This is a genomic window from Rhizobium sp. CB2179 (genome assembly GCF_057653455.1).
The window spans coordinates 86,855-103,955 of record NZ_JBYGKR010000004.1 but is presented as its reverse complement, the minus strand read 5'-3'; the positions used below and the strand labels follow the sequence as shown (position 1 = coordinate 103,955).

Sequence of the window (17,101 nt, the reverse complement as noted above, 5' to 3'; positions counted from 1 at the left end):
CCCGGAACTACTCGCCTGTTTTGACTTTGAAATATCGCGTTCGAACGCTGGTGAAGACGCGTTCCGCCGCATTGCTGGCCAACAGCGAAACGATGAGCAGAAGGCCGATGACCGTCCCCTGCGCGTCGCCGCCGATCTGCAGCAGCCCAAGGACGTTGCGAATGGTGGCGACCAGCAGAAGTGCCCACAGCACGCCGGTCAGCCGGCCACGCCCGCCGAAGACGCTGATCCCGCCCAGAAGCGCGATGGTGATAACGTCGAGCTCGATACCGACTGCGTTGTTGGCGCGAGCATTTGCAAGCCGCGCCGCGTAGACCATGCCAGCCGCCGCACAAACCACCCCTGATGTGACGAACAAGCCAAACACCGTTCGGGCGAGACGAATGCCGGAATAGCACGCGGCGTCGGGACTTCCGCCGATCGCATAGATGCGTCGGCCGAGCGGCATCTTTTGAAGCGCTATGGCGAAAATCGGGGCAAGCAGCAGAAAGGGAAGGATGGTCAGCGGCACCGGCGATGTGCCGACAGTATCGATACCGAAATCGAGGAAGCTGTCGGGAAAGTCGTTGATCGAGTCCGAGCCGAGCAGAATATAGGCAATGCCGCGAAACAGAGCCATCGTTCCGAGCGTCACGACAAGGGAGGGAAGACCGAGTTTCGTGACCAGCAGGCCGTTGAAGGCGCCGCAAATTCCGCCGGCGACAAGCGTCACCGGAATGGCCAGCAGGAGTGGCGCGCCTGCCTGGATGAGCAAGCCGAAGATCACGCTGGTCAGCGCTAATATACTGCCGACGGACAGGTCGATTTCGCGCGCAATGATCAGCAGGACCATCGGCAATACAATGAGCGCGCGCTCTGAAATGCCGGCGACAGCCTGCGAAATATTGAAGACGGAAGCGAAGTTCGGCACGCCGAGGAGAGCGTAGGCGACGACGACGATCGTCAGCGCCGCCAGGAAATTATCCCAGTTGGCAAAGCGGGTGACGAAGTCGGGATTGCGCTCGGAGTTCGTGCTCATCAATGTGCTCCCTTGCGCTTGCCGGCGGCGCGGCGGGCGACGAGCGCGTCGATGCCGATGGCGGCGAGAATGACGAGGCCATAGACCCCTTGCAGCCAAAGGGGATCGACACGCACGAGCGTCAGCCCGTTGTTGATGATGAGCAGCATCAGGGCGCCGGCGGCGACGCCCAGCACCGTGCCGGAGCCGCCGCGAACGGCAATGCCCCCGACGACGACAGCCGCAATCACGGTCAACTCGAAACCATATGCAACGCGTGCATCGACTGTGGCGTAACGAGAAGCCCAGAGCGCACCATCGAACCCGGCCAGAAGCCCGGCTGCTGAAAAGGCCATCAGGATGCGCGCACGCGAGGGAATGCCGATGAGGCTCGCTCCGCCGGGATTGGAACCGATGGCAAACAGTTCCCTGCCGATCGAGGTATTGCGGAGGATATAGGCAACGACGAGCAGGGTGGCGATGGCGATCAGGAGCACAGCCGGAACTCCGAAAATATTCGCTGCCGTCATATCAAGCCAGGCTTGCGGCACCTGGTCGGCGCTCACCTGCGTTCCGCCGGCCCAAAGGCTGTTGATGCCCCGGAAGATGGACATGGTGCCAAGCGTGACGACGATGGCCGGCACGCGGCCGTAGGTCACGATGAGCCCGTTCAGGAAGCCCGCGGCGAGCCCGATCGTACAAGCCAGCGCGACACCACCCATCACGCCGATCTCGGGATACAGATGGATCGTCGAGGCCGCTCCATAGGCTGCAAGACCGATGATCGCGGCCACGGAAAGATCGATGCTGCGGGTGATCACGACAAGCATCTGGGCGACGGCGACGATCATCAGAAGGCCGGCGTCCATTGCCAGGGCGGACAGGTTTGCGCCGCTCAGCATGCGTATGTTCAACATCGAAATGGGAATGACGACAGCCGCAATGGCCGCAAAGAGCCCCAATTCCCGGCGGGCCAGAACCCGCCGCCATGTGCCCTGCGCTGCTCTTTCCGGGATCACCGATTTTTCGTCCCGATGCGGGACCGGCTGGACAACGATCTCGCCATCCACCTTCTTCACGATCGCGTCGGTCGCTGCACCGATCACCTTTTCCTGCGTGGCCTCATCGTGCCGAAACTCGGCCGTGACCGAGCCTTCCCTCAGCACGATCATGCGGTCGGCCATGCCAAGCAGTTCCGGCAGTTCGGATGAGATCAGGATGATCGCCATGCCTTTGGCGGCGAGATCGGTCATCATCGCATGGACATCGGCCTTGGTCTGAACGTCGATGCCTTGCGTCGGCTCGTCGAGGATTAGGATGCGAGGATTGGTCGCTAGCCATTTTGCCAGAACGACTTTTTGCTGGTTGCCGCCGGACAGCGCGCCGACCGGCTGATCGAAGGACTTGAAACGCAGCCGAAGACGGTCAAGAAACGGCTTTGCAATGCCAATTTCCTTTTCGCGCGACATCAACCCGCCTCGGGTCGCCTTGTCGAGCACAGTCAACGACGCGTTGTTCAGAATAGGGAAGTCCATAACCAGGCTCTGCCCGATCCGGTCTTCGGAAACATAGGCTATGCCGTTGCCCATGGCATCTTTCGGCGAGGCAAAGCGCATTGTTTTGCCATCGATTGCAATCGTTCCCCCTGTCGGCTGATCGATGCCAAACAGGACCCGGGCGATCTCGGTCCGGCCACTGCCGACCAATCCGCCGAACCCCAGGATTTCGCCAGCTCTCAGTTGAAACGACACATCCTGGAACGAACCGTCACAGGACAGTCCTCTGACGTCAAGAACCACATCGCCAGGCGCCGTGTTGTTGCGCGGATAGAGCCCATCCAGGGAACGCCCGACCATCATCTGGACGGCACGTTCACGGGATAGATCCGCTGCAATCTCCGTTCCGACATGGCGACCATCACGCAGGACGGCGATACGATCGGCGACGCGATAGATCTCGTCCATGCGATGGCCAACGAACATCATCGCCACCCCTTGCGGGCGGAGATTGTCCACAACCGTAAACAACCGTTCCACCTCTCTCTGCGACAAGGCTGCGGTTGGTTCGTCCATGATCAAAACGCGTGCGTCGAGCGAAAGCGCACGGGCAATTTCGACGAGCTGCTGCTCGGATGTCCGCAGCCGCCCCAAAGGGGCTGTGACATCCACGTCGAGGCCGACGAGCGTCAGAAGGCGCGCAGCCTCGCTTTGCATCTGCCTGTGGTCAAGTTTCCAGCGTAACCCGGTCTGCCCGATGAAGAGATTTTCGGCGATGCTGAGATCGGGAAAAAGACCTGGATGCTGATGCATGACGGCGACACCGGCACGCTGCGCCTCCAGTGGAGACGCGAACGCAACGGGCTTGCCCAGCATGACGACCTGGCCGCCATCTGGCCGATGGACGCCGGCCAGAAGCTTGACGCATGTGCTTTTGCCTGCACCGTTCTCTCCAAGCAGGGCAAGCACCTCTCCTGCCCGCAGTTCAATCGACACATTTGCGACAGCGACGGTGCCACCAAAGACCTTCGTGACGCCCTCGAGCGACGCGACGACTTGGCCGGTCGCCCTCGTCCCAGCAGCTTTTGGTCTGCCTGAAACATCAAGCATCCGGCGCATCCGGAATGACGAGAATTTCCAACCACGCGCAGCGAGCCATTCCTGGTGCCTCCTCCGACCCCCTAGGGCAGACAACTCCACCCAACTCCCATCGGGCATTTATTAAAGCAGTTTACTATAATAATGCTTGATTGTGGTCAACCCACATTTAAAAGATGGCCTCTAGAGACAGCGTCCTGGCCTGCGCGATAGTTGCGTAAATTCAGCGGTCGCGTTACCGGTGCTGGCACTTAAAGCAACGTGCTTTTGAATGGTCCTTTCACGGTTGGATCGCATGGCAGGAAAAGGCAGTAATTCCGTCCAGCTTCGCCACTACAACGAGCGCGTTGTTCTGGACGCAGTGCGACGCTTTGGCCAAGCATCGAAGGCGGAGATCGCGCGGTTCGCACATCTTACCCCACCAGCTGTTGCGGCGATCGTTGAGGCTCTTGTGGCGGGTGGCTATCTGGTCGAAAATGGCAAACGCTTCGGGGGCAAGGGCCAGCCGTCTGCAATGTACGGACTTGCCAGCACCGGCGCTTATTCGATCGGCTTTCATATCGGCCGCAGAGCGATGGATGCCATCCTAATCGACTTTGCGGGGCAAATCTGCGCGTTCGAGACCCACGACTACGATCATCCGGATCCCGACAGCATAAAGCGTCTAGGCGCCGCCGCCATCGGGCGTTTCAAGTCACAGCTTGGCGCTGTTCATAGCTCGCGCCTGATCGGCATCGGGATTTCCGCCCCTTATTTCATTGGTGGATGGGACGAGGAGCTTGGATTTCCCGGCGATGTCCAACTGGCCTGGCGGTCCTTTGACCTGAAGGGCCATTTTGCCGACACCCACAATCTTCCTGTCATGATCGAGAATGACGCGTCGGCAGCTGCCGTCGCGGAATTGGTGTACGGGTTGGGTAAGAAATTTTCTGACTTCCTCCACATCTCACTCAGCACATTCGTCGGCGGCGGCCTTGTCCTCGATGGGACCCTGCAGACTGGTCCGAACGGCAATACCGCAGCTTACGGGCCGTTCCCGGTGACACATTCGACGCTAAGCTCCGTTCCCAAGCCGGCTGGAAAATTCGAAGTCCTGCTTCATCGTGCCTCAATCTATACCCTCGTCCATCATCTCAGGACCAACGGTATAGACATCAGGCGGGTCCGTGATCTCGACCCGATGCCGCCAGCCGCGCGCACATTTGTTTCCGAGTGGCAGGACGACTGCGCGGATGCTCTTGCCCAGGCGATTATCGGAAGCATTGCCGTCATCGATGTCGAAGCGGTTGTCATCGACGGGCTTCTCCCCGCTCCACTGCTGATGGAAACCGTTGCCCGCGTCCGGCAATGTTTTTCAGAGATGGTCCCCCCCGGCTTGATCGCACCCACGATCACCGCCGGTGCCCTGGGAGCCCGGGGTTCCGCGCTCGGAGCGAGCATACTTCCGCTCTACCTGATGTTCGGTCCGGATACCGGCGTTCTCATGAAAAAAGGCAACGATAAGAAGCCACTTTTGATTGGCTCTTAGGAAAGTTGATCGTGCCTTTGGCTTCCAGGGGTAGAAACGAATACCTGGCGCTGCGGCGGGCGGGGCGAAACAGGATACGCCATTGCTTTTTGCATTCGGCTTGATGAGAAGCAGGCACAAGACTTTCGCCGGTCAGTTTCCCGGCGCTTATTCTTCCACCGGGAATCGGATGAGGGCGGGCGCGAAACACACTTCCCATCGCGGATGTGTCAAGGCAATGAAGATTATCCTTCGTGCGTGGCAGCATGTACATCTTAGCCCGCCTTTCGATTAGAATGTGCCGATCGTATCGGCCTTACTTGATCATCAGTCGCCGAAACCTCCAGGGGATCGTCGCAAGGTCGTGAGCTTCATGCTTGTGCTCTGACATCCGGCGAATGCCTCGGCCATGCAGCCCGCATTCCAAGGCTGTGCACTCTCAGTCAAAACTTACTGCAGAAGTAGACACGACGGCTCCGCCGCTTTGGGCCATGATATTCCTCAAGGTGAGAGGAGACATCATGCGCTTCAAGAACAAGACGGCCTTGATTACGGGCGGGGGAACGGGAATCGGTGCGGCGGTCGCCCGCCGGATTCGATTGGAAGGTGGGAATGTCACGCTCGTGGGGCGACGTCCCGATCCACTCCACGCAGTTGCCGAAGAGATCGGAGCCACGGTCGTTGTGGCCGATGCAGCCGACGGCGCCAGCATGAAGGCTGCCGCCCTTGCCGTCGCCGAGCAGTTCGGCAGCCTGGATATTCTCGTGGCCAATGCCGGCGGCCATGGTGTCGGCCCTACTGTCAACATGTCAGACGAGACTTGGGATCTGGCGACCAGGCTCAACCTCAACACGGCCTTCGTCAGTGCGCGCGAAACGCTGCCGCATTTGATCGAGAGCAAAGGCAATATTGTCGTGCTTGCCTCGATCGCGGGGCTTTTTGCCGGTCCGGATGCCGCAGGCTACGTCACCATGAAACATGCTTGTATCGGCCTGGCGAAGTCGCTGGCTCGGGATTACGGCCGCCTCGGCGTGAGGACCAACACCGTTTGCCCCGGCTGGGTGACGACGGCGATGGCCGACGAGCAGATGGAATTCATCATGGAAAAATTCAAGCTGAAGAGCATCGAGGACGCTTATGCCCTTGTGACGAAGGACGTGCCGCTTGGCCGTCCCGCAACGCCTGAAGATGTCGCCAATGCAGTCTGCTTCCTGGCCTCGGCGGAAGCCGCAATGGTCAACGGCGCCATCCTGACCGTCGACGGCGGAGCCGGGACTGTCGATCTGCCCACGCTCGCATTCACCTGAGGAGGAGACAATAATGAACCAGAATCCGAAAGACTGGAAAACCTACGATCAGTTCGCATACGGGATCGACGCGAACCGACTGTCAGCGACGAATGCCCTTTCCGGCTCATCCCACGCGATCGCCTTTGACGACGGACGCAAGCTTCAACTCACCTTCCACGATGACAATGTGCAATGGTCGGACGGCGATGACAGCGCAACCGACAAGGTCGAAGTCATCGAGGTTGCGCCCGACACCTTCTTCGTCGAAGTCATTTTCGCGGGGCGACCCAAAGAAGCCGAGACCTTGATCCTGAACGTTTCCAGCCGCCGCGTCCTCTCGATCTATTCGATTGTTCGCGAAAAGGAGCAATCCGTCGGAGAGCCGCAGGTGGCGCAGATTTTCCGACCCGGGATTCTCGAAGGCGGCGCAGTCAGCGGACCGGTGCCCGCCGAAAGCCGGGATCTGATCGGGCTAAGGGCGCATTTCACCTATAGCCCGAACCACGTCTACGAACATACCTATCTCTCGTCGCAACGCTATGCATGGCAATGCCTTGTCGGCGTGCAACGCGGGCACGGTGACGTCGACCTGACGACCACCTACAAGTTCGACGATGATCAGTACATCTTCACCTTCCGCGAATTCAAGATCGCTGTCGCCTCGACATTCTTCTACAATTTCAAGGATATGCGTTCGACAGGCAAATTCCTTGGCATCACTGGTGATGGCCATATCCAGAACAGCCCGGCCGGCGCCTTCATCCGCAAGGCGTCGATGACCTACTATCTCCCCGGGCAGGAACCAGTTTGAGGCAAAACGATGCGCACAGCCTATGAAATCGTGAAGGCACACTACGACGCCAACGCGCGCCGGGATATGGACGGCATGCTTGCCGACATCGCCGCCGATTGCCGATGGACGGAGATGGATGGCTTTCCCTGTGCCGGCACCTATGTCGGTCCGCAAGAGGTTTTCAAAAACGTTTTCTTCGCACTCGGAGAAGCCTTCGACGGCTACACGTTCGGCCTGGAACGGCTGCTGGATGCAGGCAGCGATGTGATCGGAATCGGTGATTATGCCGGGACTTACAGACAGACCGGCAAGTCCTTCAAGGCGCGTGTCGTTCACGTCTGGAGCGTCGCAGACGGCAAGATCCGGCGCTTCGAACAATTCACCGACACGCTGCGTGTAGCGGACGCAATGCGATAAACGCGTGGCGGCCTCGCGGATTCACGCCGGGCCGCCCTTTCTCCAATCGGAGGGCGAAAGCGCATAGCGGCCACGAAACGCCCGGGAGAAATGCGCGCTCGAAGAAAACCCAAGCGCAAAGGCAATCTCCGATATTTCGCCCGGGCGGCATGCAGCGTCCCGTAGTCGGGACGCTGCTCTTTCCAGCCGCAGGCTCCAGATATAGTCGGCCGGCGTCGTGCCCTCGGCCTCAAATGCACGATAGACGTAGCGAATGGAACAACCCATACGGCGCGCGATCATGCCGACATCGAGATCTGGCCGCGAGATGTGGTCCGAGACAAAGTCCTTCACACGCCGTCGCAGCAGGTCAAGGGAATGGGCGCTTGATCGTTCCCGCTGCGGATCAACGCCGATCATGGTGCGAACGAGCTCGATCATCGTCTGGCCGAGGCTGGCACGCACCGTGTCGTCCAACCTGCCGATCTCCCGGATTGTCGAATCCATCAGCGAAAGCAGGATGCGCTGCATCCCCGCATGTTCAGGCATGGCGACAAACGGCTCCATCAGCCGGTTGACCGCTTGAACTGGAAGCGCGCGACGCGGCAATTGCAAGAGAAGCAGGCGGACAGCCGTTCTGTTGGTCAGCACATAGGGACGGCTTGGATCATACATGATGCTCGCGCCGGCGCCGACTGGAACGCTACGGCCATTTTGGTTGAGGGACGAAAAGCCATGTGTCTGGAAAACCAACTTGATGGCATCGGGAGAGTCCGAGCCGAGGGTCACGCGCTCGCCAAAAACCGTGTGCGTATCGGCTTCCAGCAGCGTCAGGCGGCAGGTGCCGAGCCTTGCCGACAACAGCCGGCTTTGATCTTCGTCACCCGATTGAAAATCGAGCCGCACATTGCCGAACAAGCTGCGGGCAACGTTCGGAAAATCCCTTCCCCCTGCAACTTTAACGGATGAGAAAACCGGTTCCATGCTGTCTTCCTCATGAGGTCAGGTAGCCGCCGTCGACCGGCAGGCAGACGCCGGTTATGTAGCGTGCTGCCTCGGACGACAGGAAGACGATCGCGTCGGCGACTTCCGCCGCCTCGCCCCATCGTCCCGCCGGTATGCGGTTTCTGATCGGCGCCGAAACGACTTCATCGGCAAACAACGCCCGGCTCAGCGGCGTTACGATCCAGCCTGGCGCGACGGCGTTGACGCGGATATTCTCCGCCGCAAGTTCCTGCGCCAACGACTTTGTCAGTTGTACGATCGCTCCCTTGCTGGCCGAATAACCTGGCCGATCGGCCGCGCCGAACGTCGAATACATGGATGCAATGTTGATGATGGACGAACCGGATTTCATCCGGCTGCGGCCCAAGCGACAACAATCCATGACGGACGTCAGGTTGATTGCTATGACCTCATCGAACTTCTCTTTCTTCCATTCGTCGCGATCGCGGCTGACACCGGTGCAATCTACGAGCACATCAATCTGATTGAGGTTCGCGAAGAAATCGTCGAGAGCGCCGGGCTGAAGGACGTTGATGTCCCGGCTCTCGATCCGCTCGCTGCGTGGTCCGCCGGCGGCGCCAAGGCCGCAGCAGACGACCCGGGCACCGAGCGCAGCAAAACGCTCAGCCGTCGCAGCCCCAATGCCCGATGTTCCGCCAGGGATAACGACCGTGCGGCCGGTAAAAAGATCGTTGGCAAAGGTCATCGTCTCTCCTTGAGATCAGCTGGCGAGATAGGCGCCATGCAGGATTTCGGGATTGGCCCTCAACGTCGCGGAAGCACCATCATAGACCAGCCGGCCGCGCTCCATGACCATCGCGTGATCGGCCAGATCGAGAGCAAGGTTGGCGAACTGTTCGATCAGGAGCACGCCGATGCCGTTTTGGGCCGCTATCTTTAGTGCTTCCGCCAGCCGCTTGACCACAGCCGGCGCCAGCCCAAGCGAAAGCTCATCGACCACCATGAAGCCTGGCTTGGCGATAAACGCCTGCGCCATCGCGACCATCTGCTTCTGGCCCCCCGAGAGATCGGAAGCCAGCTGGCGTTTGCGCTGGGCAAGTTCGGGAAATATTTCATAGGCTCTTTCGAGTCCCTCGCGGCGGGCGGAAGGCGATCCATCGAAGGCAGCAACGAGAATGTTGTCTTCCACCGACAGCTGGCCCAGCACCCGATGGCCCTCCGGCACCAGCGCCAGGCCGGCCCGGCGGATGCGATCGGGAGAAAGCCCGGTGAGCGACGTCGCGTCGAGCCGCATTCTGCCGCCAGCGATAGGTAGGACGCCAGCAAGCGCCATAACGGTGCTCGACTTACCGGCGCCGTTGGCACCCAGCAACGCGGTGATTTCTCCGCTTTTGATGGCAAAGGAGACATCGTGGATGACCCGTTTGCCACCGCGCTCGACGGCGAGGTTTTCAATAACCACGGATGAGATCGCTGCCATCAGAATTCCCCCAGATAGGCGCGGCGCACGTTCGGGTCGGCAAGCACCGCTTCCGTCGGCCCCAGCGCCAGTAGCTTTCCATAATCGAGCACCATCGTCTCGCTGCACATCGCCCGAATGAGCTCGACGTCGTGATCGATCACCAACACTTGCGCTCCGACTTCGACGGGGATGCGCAAAACGAGTTCGCGAAATATGCCGCCCTCCTCTTCCGTCAGGCCGGCGGCAGGTTCATCGAGCAGGATGAGCCTGGGACTGCCGATCACGCATTTGCCGAGCTCGACCAGACGGCGCTGGAACAGATTGAGCGACTGGCCGAGCTTATCGGTCACCGTTCGGAGGCCGACAAAAGCAAGAGCGGCATCGATGGCCGCGGCCCGATTTAGCGGCGCCACTACATGATCCGCGATCGCGGCGAGATTGCCCGACACCGTCAGATCCTCGACGACCTGCTCTGTCTGGAAAGACCGGCGAAGGCCGGCGCGCACGCGCTGGAGCGGTGCAAGGTCCAGCAGTTGTTCGCCATTCAGTGCGACGCTGCCACGAGCCGGCCTGACGAAACCGGAGAGAACATTGAGCAGGGTTGTTTTACCCGCACCGTTCGGGCCAATCAGACCGGCGATTGGCGCAGCGAGGGTCGCAGTCAATTCGTTGATCGGCTTGACGCCGCCGAACTGGACGACAAGGTTGTCGATGGCGATCATCGCGCCCTCTCCTTTGCCGAACCGAATCGCAGCCGGGCGATCAGCGAGGCGATCTGTCCGGCGATGCCGGATGGTGCCGTCGCCAATGCCTGGAACAGAGCGACGCCGAAAATACCGATGGTCACATATCCATCGATCCCGAGATCGGTCAGCAGCGCCGGCACCGCCCGCAGCAGCAGCCCGGCAATCAGCGCTCCGTACCAGTTGTAGACGCCTCCGACGATCGCCAGGGCGAAGAGGTTCAGGCTTTCGAAGGCGCCAAACGCACGACCATCGAGCTGACCGATATTTCCGGCAAGCAGTGCACCAGAAACGCCCGCGAGGAAGCCGCTGAGCGCGAATGCCCATGCCTTGTAGGTCAGCACATTGACGCCGCTTGCAATGGCGACCGTCTCACCCTTGCGGATCAGAGCCCAGGCGCGGCCGGGTCGTCCCAGCTTGTGCCATTGGGCGATCAGCAGAGCGATCGTTGCGGCAAGGCAAACATAGAGGAAATAGCCGACGGCTCCCTCTGCGATTTCCGGCCGGGGGAGCATGGCACGGCCGGAACCGTCGGCGCGGCCGAGAAAACCGTTGCCGCCGTCGGGAAAGCCCCAGGCGCTGATGATGATCTGAAACGCGCCCGCGAGCATCAGCGTGACAAGGGCAAGATAAAGCCCCCTCAAGCGCAGCGCCGGCAAGCCGAAGGCAAGGCCGACCACGGAAGCGACGATGCCTCCGGCCAGAAGGCTGATTTCGAACGGCGGGTGAAAGGCGTGGCCGACACGAAGCGTTACCCAACCGCCAACCCCGACGAGCGCGAATTGGCAGAGCGAGACGAGGCCGAGTTGCCCATAGAGGATCGCCAGCCCTGCCACCGAGAGCGACAGCGCCACCGCCGACGTTGCGGCCGACAGCCAGTAGGAATTGGCAAGACACGTGACCACGGCAGCAAACAGAGCCATCGTCGCGGGAACTTGAAGAAGCTGTTTGGGAAACCGGGCCACCGGAACGCGCTCCGGTAGTGCCTGTATCGTCTGCTGCGAAGTCATCATCGGTCCTTCAACACGGCCTTGGCCGTGCTCCCCAAGATCGTGACCGCGACGAGCGCGATAATGAAAGGTGCGGCCGCGCGATAGGGTGAGATCCAGCCGACCGGGGTGAGCGCAGCTTCGGCAATGCCGATCAGAAGCCCAGCGACAGCCGTTTCCCAAAGCGAGCGCAACTGGCCGAGAATTGCCGCCGCGATCGCTGGGATCACCAGCAATGTCAGGAACGTACCCTGGAGGCGGACGAGGTCGGCAAGCAGCAGGCCGGCGAAACCGGAAAAAATGCCGGTAATGACCCATGCCGCCGTCTCTGTGTAGAGAATGCGAACACCCAGAATTGCGCTCAGGTCGCGGTCGTTGGCCAAGGCTCGCATGTCAAGGCCCAGGCGCGTTCGATTGAGCAGCAGCGTGATCGAGCCAACCATCACCACAGCAAGCAGGATGGCGATGATGCGCGTATAGGTCAGGCGAACACCGAAGAGGGAAACGAACATCTGGTCGGTCGGAAACTGCAGGCGACGCGGCAGCTCACCCCAGATAATTCCCATCAGGGCGATCAGCACCAAGGCCGGCGCCAAGGTCCCGACGGCACGCACGACCGTATCGCGATGCGATAGCATAGGCGCAAAGATCCGCCCGTAGAGATAGCTGATGGCCGTGGACACGACGACGGCCGCGAGGATGGCAACGGAAAGCGGCATTTTCCATTCGAGAAGCTGCCAGGCGCAGTGCGCGCCGATGGCACCAAAGGCGCCGAAAGCGAAGTTAAGGACCCCGGTTGCCCGAAAGAGGATGACAAGGCCGACGCCTGAGAGGGCATAGACGGCCCCAATTCCGAGACCCGATATCAGAAATGGTAAAAAGGTCATGAGCGGATTCCGATGTGCGGCCGAAGAGACGGCGGGCAGCGTATCCCGTGGCTCGGACCACGGGACGATGCGTGATGCCTCAATTTACGGAGCTATTCCGGCGCTCTTTTCAAAGGCGCGGACGTCGGCCAACTCCGGATCAGGCGATGGCGCGCAATCGGAAATCACCTTCCACTTGCCGCCTTCGCTGACTGCCATGCGCGTCGTTGAATTTGCATTGTGGCGCGGCTGACCATCGCCGAAATACCAAGGCGCGCAGAAAATATCGCTGGCAAAGCCCTTGACCTGCCGAATGGCGGCACTGGTGCTTTCACGGCTGATGTCCTTGGGATCAAGTGACATCAGTGCCTTCTCGGCAATCCGGGCGGCAAGATATCCGGCCTGGGCGAACGTGTCGCGCGGATCGGAAGGCTGGCCATATTTGTCCATGACGGCAAGCCAGTTCTGATTGTCGGGCGTCGCGGCTTCGAGATCGTTGAACTCCATGTTGACGTAGAAGTTTCCATCCCAGCCTGCGCCAATTGTACCGGGCACCGAAAGGTCATAAGCCGATGCGGCACTGAGGAACTTGATGGTCTGGTTGAGCCCCTGTTCTTCGGCCGCGGTCAGAAGCGGGATTGTGACGCCCTTGGGAAGGCCGAGGATAATGACATCAGGCTTGGAAGCCGCCGCCTGCAGGATGATCGAGGTCGAGTCAGCCGTACCGGGATCCATCAGGATCGTTTCCGCCGTGAAGCCTTTTTCCTTGGCCAGAGACTTAATGCCGTCGCAGGACCATGTACCGACATTCGGGATGTTCGGACCGATACAGACCACCGACTTTGCCTTGAGCTGATCCAATGCGTAGCCCATGGCGCCCAGCGTAGAGACGCGCGGTCCGGCATTCGTCGCGGCGTAGTTTTCGGCAAAGAAGCATTCGCGAGGAACGCCGACGCCAGCGACGACGACAATGCCGGATTTCTTGTAGAAATCCGCGTTTGCGCCACATTCGACAAAGCTCGAATTGCCGACCATCAGCACCGCCTTCTCGTCGTTGACGAGCTTGGCGGCCAGCTGAGCGGCCGTCTCAGGATTCCACTGATCGTCTTCGACCAGATATTTGACCGGCCGCCCCTTGATGCCGCCATTGGCGTTCAAGCAGTCGAAATAGGCCTTGGCGGCCCTGGTCGAATTCGAAAAATCGTCCGGACCGGTTTTGCCGGTGATCGCACCGATGACAATCGGTTCGCCGGTCGCGGCTTTGCCGGTATTGTCGCCGCAGGATGCAGCGGCATGAGCACTGAACGCCGAAAGCAGCGTCAGGCCGAGGCCGACCACTAGCCCCCTCATATCTATTCTCATCGTTTCCTCCTCCAGTTTCCGTTATTGTCCGCACTCCCCGCGAACGTCTTCCATCGTGGAATCTCTGCCTCAGCCAGCGATCGCCTTGCCTGTCATGAAGGCGGCCGCGCGGGCTGCAATCATCATCACCGGAGCATTGGTGTTGCCCGATACCAGCGTCGGCATCACCGACGCGTCGCATACCCTCAGACCCTCGACGCCGCGCACCTTCAGATCGGCCCCGACAACCGCCATCGGATCGTCTGCTCGCCCCATGCGCGCCGTGCCCGCTGGATGGAAAACGGTCTTGGCGGTCTGGCGGATGTAGTCGCGCAATGCCGCGGGATCACTTTCGACCCCCGGTTTCGGCAGGACGCGTCGCTTGATAAGCTTCGCAAGTGCTGGCGCATCCAGAATGCGGATGGCTGTCTCGACACCGCGCACCAGAGTATCGAGGTCAGCCGGGTCCGAGAGGAGATTGGCGTTGAACTCCGCCCTGTCATTCGGGTCGGCGCTTCTGAGACGAATGGTGCCGCGCGAGCGCGGCCGAAGGTAGCAGGGGCCGATGCTGAGACCATGACCGGGTTCGGGATCGCGGTCGACGAAGCCCACAAGAACCGGCAGGACATGGAACTGAACATCCGGCTGGCCGGTGCCGGCCGTATCGACGAAACCACCGCATTCGACGACGTTCGATGAAAGCAGACCACGATGCGACAGCAGGTAGCGCGCCATGTGTCCGGCGGCGCGAATCCCACTGTCATGCCCGAGGATGGAGATCGGCTCGTGGGTCTCGCCTTGAACCGGCGCTTCAAGATGATCCTGATAGTTTGCGCCGACGCCCGGCAGGTCGGCCACCACATTGATGCCGTGAGATCGGAGATGCTCGGCCTCGCCAATGCCCGAAAGCTGCAGGATCTTGGGTGTCGCGATTGCCCCCGCCGTCAGGGCGATTTCCTTGGAAGCGGTGAATATGGTGCCGTCCTGCAACGTCACACCCGTCGCCCGCCGGCCTTCGAACAGGATGCGAGCGACCTTGCGTTCGGTCAGGACCGTGACGTTCGGCCTTATCTCCGCGTCGCGCAGGAACGCCTGCGCGGAACTCCAACGACGCCCCCGGTAAGTCGTACTCTGGTAGAACCCGACGCCTTCCTGGTCCGCACCGTTGAAGTCCGGATTATACGGAATGCCGACTTCCCTGGCTGCCTGAATGAAGGCTTCGCTCAGCGGATGGCGGTGACGAGGGTTCGAGACGTGCAGGCCGCCGCTGCGGCCATGAAATTCGCCACTGAGGCTCTCGTTATTCTCAAGCGATCGGAAAGCCGGCAGCACATCGTCGTAGGACCAGCCGTGACACCCCATCTGCGACCAGGTATCGTAGTCGTTCCTGTGGCCACGGATGTAGATCATCGCATTGACGGAACTGCCGCCGCCGAGCACGTTTCCCTGCGGGGTAATGCAAGGGCGGCCGTTGAGGCCCTTCTCCGGCTCGGAGGCATAGGGGTGAATGTCGACACCCTTGCCGAGAACCTTAAAGAAGGTGGCTGGAACATGGATCCAGGGGTCGGCGTCGCGCCGACCGGATTCGATCAGCAGGACTTTATTTTCCGGGTTCTCGGAGAGCCGGTTTGCCAACACACAGCCGGACGATCCGCCACCGACGATGATATAGTCGAAGTTCGCCATGGCTCAGCTCAACACCGTCTGGATTGTGGTGAATTCCTTCAGCCCTTCGGCGCCGAACTCGACACCGATGCCCGATTGTTTGACGCCGCCGAAGGGGGCGTTCGGCTGGATCGTTCCGTGCTTGTTGATCCATACCGAGCCGCATTCGAGCTGCATTGCATAGCGCTTGGCCTTTTCGGCGTCCGCCGACCAGACAGAGCCGCCAAGCCCGGCGGGATTGGTGTTGGCGCGGGCGATGACCTCATCGATATCGGTGTAACGAATGATCGGCAGTGCCGGCCCGAACTGCTCTTCGTCGACGAGACGAACACCATGGTCGACGTCGGCAACAAGCGTGATCGGATAGAAGTAACCCGGCCGATCGATCGGCGTGCCGCCGGCGAGAATTCGGCCGCCATTGGCGCGCGCATCATCGACAAGTTCGCGAACTTTGTTGAACTGCATTTCGTTCTGGACCGGGCCAAGAATGCTGGTTTCGTCAAGGCCGTCGCCGATCACGATCCTGCCGGCGTAGTCGGCAAGCCGTGCGCAGACGTCTTCATAGATGCTGTCGTGCACATAAAGGCGTTTCAGCGCTGCGCAGGTCTGGCCGTTGTTGATGAAGGCTCCCCAGAACAGGCCCTCGGCGATCTGTGCAGGGTCGGCATCGGGAAGAACGATACCGGCATCATTGCCGCCAAGCTCGAGCGTCAGGCGTTTCAACGTCGCGACAGCCGAAGCCATGACCTTCTTGCCGGTCTCGGTCGAGCCTGTGAAGGTCATCTTGGCGATGCCGTCATGGGCGGAAAGTGCTGCACCAATGCTGTTTTCGCCGGTGATGACATTGACGACGCCGGGCGGCAGCACTTCATTCATGATCTCGACAAGACGGATTGTCGAAAGTGGCGTCAGCGGCGAGGGCTTGATGATGACCGTATTGCCGGCGCGCACCGCTGGCACGATATGCCAGCAAGCGATCATCACCGGCCAGTTCCAGGGTGTGATCGAACCGACGACGCCAATCGGCTTGCGATGCAATTCGACACGTCCTTCATTGTCGTCCTGCAGAATTTCGATGGGTAGATTCAGCTCTGCCGTATGGCGTGTCCACGCAAGTGCACCACCAATTTCAAACCGGGAACCGAGACCATTGAGAGGCTTGCCCTGCTCCAGCGTCAAAAGGCGTGCAAGTTCCTCGCCATTGGCTGCAATCTTTTCGGCAATGGCGCGACAGGCGGCCTGGCGCTCTTCTTCCGACGCCTGGCTCCAAGTGCGAAAGGCGACTGAGGCTGCGGCAACGGCATGATCGAGATCCGCCGGAGTCGCCAGCGGCATCTGACCGACGACTTCGCGGGTCGATGGGTTGCGAACGTCGGCATAGGTTGCGGTCTCGATGCGTGCTCCGCCGATGAACAGACTGTACTGCTTCACGATTGGCTCCTCCCTGAGCTTTGGAAGGAGTATGACGGGGCAGAAGAAAGCCGTCTTGGGCA

General features: G+C 60.5%; 15 protein-coding genes. 4 read left to right on the top strand and 11 right to left on the bottom strand.

Annotation, left to right across the window (positions count from 1 at the left end; translation table 11 throughout):
- Positions 1–7: 7 nt before the first annotated feature.
- Complete coding sequence (locus AC244Q_RS32125) at positions 8–1,018, bottom strand: ABC transporter permease (RefSeq protein WP_128406059.1); 1,011 nt, start codon at positions 1,016–1,018, stop codon at positions 8–10.
- The gene (locus AC244Q_RS32120) at positions 1,018–3,603 is read right to left on the bottom strand and encodes an ATP-binding cassette domain-containing protein (RefSeq protein ID WP_487764167.1); all 2,586 of its coding nucleotides are present in this window, start codon (positions 3,601–3,603) and stop codon (positions 1,018–1,020) included. Before AC244Q_RS32120 ends, AC244Q_RS32125 begins: the two co-directional genes overlap by 1 nt.
- Positions 3,604–3,886: 283 nt before the next feature.
- On the opposite strand from AC244Q_RS32120, the gene AC244Q_RS32115 reads away from it, so the two are divergent.
- The 4 genes from AC244Q_RS32115 to AC244Q_RS32100 all read left to right on the top strand — a co-directional run bounded on the left by AC244Q_RS32115 (position 3,887) and on the right by AC244Q_RS32100 (position 7,597).
- Positions 3,887–5,119, top strand: coding sequence for an ROK family transcriptional regulator (locus tag AC244Q_RS32115; RefSeq protein WP_128406060.1), 1,233 nt, complete (start codon positions 3,887–3,889; stop codon positions 5,117–5,119).
- A 500-nt stretch (positions 5,120–5,619) separates the two neighbouring features.
- Positions 5,620–6,405 carry an SDR family NAD(P)-dependent oxidoreductase gene (locus tag AC244Q_RS32110; protein ID WP_113546871.1) on the top strand — a complete coding sequence of 262 codons (786 nt, stop codon included), beginning with the start codon at positions 5,620–5,622 and terminating at the stop codon, positions 6,403–6,405.
- 13 nt (positions 6,406–6,418) lie between these two features.
- A complete protein-coding gene (locus tag AC244Q_RS32105) occupies positions 6,419–7,198 on the top strand; it encodes a MoaF C-terminal domain-containing protein (RefSeq protein WP_128406061.1) in 780 nt (259 codons plus the stop codon).
- Positions 7,199–7,207: 9 nt separating this feature from the next.
- The gene (locus AC244Q_RS32100) at positions 7,208–7,597 is read left to right on the top strand and encodes a nuclear transport factor 2 family protein (protein ID WP_113546813.1); all 390 of its coding nucleotides are present in this window, start codon (positions 7,208–7,210) and stop codon (positions 7,595–7,597) included.
- A gap of 21 nt (positions 7,598–7,618) precedes the next feature.
- Here AC244Q_RS32100 and AC244Q_RS32095 read toward each other — a convergent pair whose 3' ends face one another.
- From AC244Q_RS32095 to AC244Q_RS32055, 9 genes are all read right to left on the bottom strand, one after another.
- Positions 7,619–8,560 carry a helix-turn-helix domain-containing protein gene (locus AC244Q_RS32095; protein WP_113546812.1) on the bottom strand — a complete coding sequence of 314 codons (942 nt, stop codon included), beginning with the start codon at positions 8,558–8,560 and terminating at the stop codon, positions 7,619–7,621.
- Positions 8,561–8,570: 10 nt separating this feature from the next.
- On the bottom strand, positions 8,571–9,287 hold the full coding sequence (locus AC244Q_RS32090) for an SDR family NAD(P)-dependent oxidoreductase (RefSeq protein ID WP_128406062.1): 717 nt from the start codon (positions 9,285–9,287) through the stop codon (positions 8,571–8,573).
- Positions 9,288–9,302: 15 nt separating this feature from the next.
- Positions 9,303–10,022 (bottom strand): ABC transporter ATP-binding protein, encoded by a 720-nt coding sequence (locus AC244Q_RS32085; protein ID WP_128406063.1) that lies wholly within the window; start codon positions 10,020–10,022, stop codon positions 9,303–9,305.
- Entirely contained in the window at positions 10,022–10,726 is a 705-nt protein-coding gene (locus tag AC244Q_RS32080) for an ABC transporter ATP-binding protein (RefSeq protein WP_128406064.1), read from the bottom strand. Before AC244Q_RS32080 ends, AC244Q_RS32085 begins: the two co-directional genes overlap by 1 nt.
- On the bottom strand, positions 10,723–11,760 hold the full coding sequence (locus tag AC244Q_RS32075; protein ID WP_206641050.1) for a branched-chain amino acid ABC transporter permease: 1,038 nt from the start codon (positions 11,758–11,760) through the stop codon (positions 10,723–10,725). The genes AC244Q_RS32080 and AC244Q_RS32075 overlap by 4 nt, the downstream gene beginning before the upstream one ends.
- The gene (locus tag AC244Q_RS32070; protein ID WP_113546809.1) at positions 11,757–12,623 is read right to left on the bottom strand and encodes a branched-chain amino acid ABC transporter permease; all 867 of its coding nucleotides are present in this window, start codon (positions 12,621–12,623) and stop codon (positions 11,757–11,759) included. The genes AC244Q_RS32075 and AC244Q_RS32070 overlap by 4 nt, the downstream gene beginning before the upstream one ends.
- A gap of 84 nt (positions 12,624–12,707) precedes the next feature.
- Positions 12,708–13,964, bottom strand: a complete 1,257-nt coding sequence (locus tag AC244Q_RS32065) for an ABC transporter substrate-binding protein (RefSeq protein WP_113546808.1) — start codon at positions 13,962–13,964, stop codon at positions 12,708–12,710.
- Positions 13,965–14,033: 69 nt separating this feature from the next.
- On the bottom strand, positions 14,034–15,629 hold the full coding sequence (locus AC244Q_RS32060) for a GMC family oxidoreductase (RefSeq protein ID WP_128406065.1): 1,596 nt from the start codon (positions 15,627–15,629) through the stop codon (positions 14,034–14,036).
- Positions 15,630–15,632: 3 nt separating this feature from the next.
- Positions 15,633–17,039: an aldehyde dehydrogenase family protein gene (locus tag AC244Q_RS32055; protein WP_113546806.1), complete on the bottom strand. Its 1,407-nt coding sequence runs from the start codon at positions 17,037–17,039 to the stop codon at positions 15,633–15,635.
- Positions 17,040–17,101 lie beyond the last annotated feature (62 nt).

What these genes read in the sequence shown, in the direction of transcription:
- AC244Q_RS32125 (WP_128406059.1), bottom strand. Translation starts at nt 1,018, where the DNA reads ATGAGCACGAACTCCGAGCGCAATCCCGACTTCGTCACCCGCTTTGCC.
- AC244Q_RS32120 (WP_487764167.1), bottom strand. Translation starts at nt 3,603, where the DNA reads ATGCTTGATGTTTCAGGCAGACCAAAAGCTGCTGGGACGAGGGCGACC.
- AC244Q_RS32115 (WP_128406060.1), top strand. Translation starts at nt 3,887, where the DNA reads ATGGCAGGAAAAGGCAGTAATTCCGTCCAGCTTCGCCACTACAACGAG.
- AC244Q_RS32110 (WP_113546871.1), top strand. Translation starts at nt 5,620, where the DNA reads ATGCGCTTCAAGAACAAGACGGCCTTGATTACGGGCGGGGGAACGGGA.
- AC244Q_RS32105 (WP_128406061.1), top strand. Translation starts at nt 6,419, where the DNA reads ATGAACCAGAATCCGAAAGACTGGAAAACCTACGATCAGTTCGCATAC.
- AC244Q_RS32100 (WP_113546813.1), top strand. Translation starts at nt 7,208, where the DNA reads ATGCGCACAGCCTATGAAATCGTGAAGGCACACTACGACGCCAACGCG.
- AC244Q_RS32095 (WP_113546812.1), bottom strand. Translation starts at nt 8,560, where the DNA reads ATGGAACCGGTTTTCTCATCCGTTAAAGTTGCAGGGGGAAGGGATTTT.
- AC244Q_RS32090 (WP_128406062.1), bottom strand. Translation starts at nt 9,287, where the DNA reads ATGACCTTTGCCAACGATCTTTTTACCGGCCGCACGGTCGTTATCCCT.
- AC244Q_RS32085 (WP_128406063.1), bottom strand. Translation starts at nt 10,022, where the DNA reads ATGGCAGCGATCTCATCCGTGGTTATTGAAAACCTCGCCGTCGAGCGC.
- AC244Q_RS32080 (WP_128406064.1), bottom strand. Translation starts at nt 10,726, where the DNA reads ATGATCGCCATCGACAACCTTGTCGTCCAGTTCGGCGGCGTCAAGCCG.
- AC244Q_RS32075 (WP_206641050.1), bottom strand. Translation starts at nt 11,760, where the DNA reads ATGATGACTTCGCAGCAGACGATACAGGCACTACCGGAGCGCGTTCCG.
- AC244Q_RS32070 (WP_113546809.1), bottom strand. Translation starts at nt 12,623, where the DNA reads ATGACCTTTTTACCATTTCTGATATCGGGTCTCGGAATTGGGGCCGTC.
- AC244Q_RS32065 (WP_113546808.1), bottom strand. Translation starts at nt 13,964, where the DNA reads ATGAGAATAGATATGAGGGGGCTAGTGGTCGGCCTCGGCCTGACGCTG.
- AC244Q_RS32060 (WP_128406065.1), bottom strand. Translation starts at nt 15,629, where the DNA reads ATGGCGAACTTCGACTATATCATCGTCGGTGGCGGATCGTCCGGCTGT.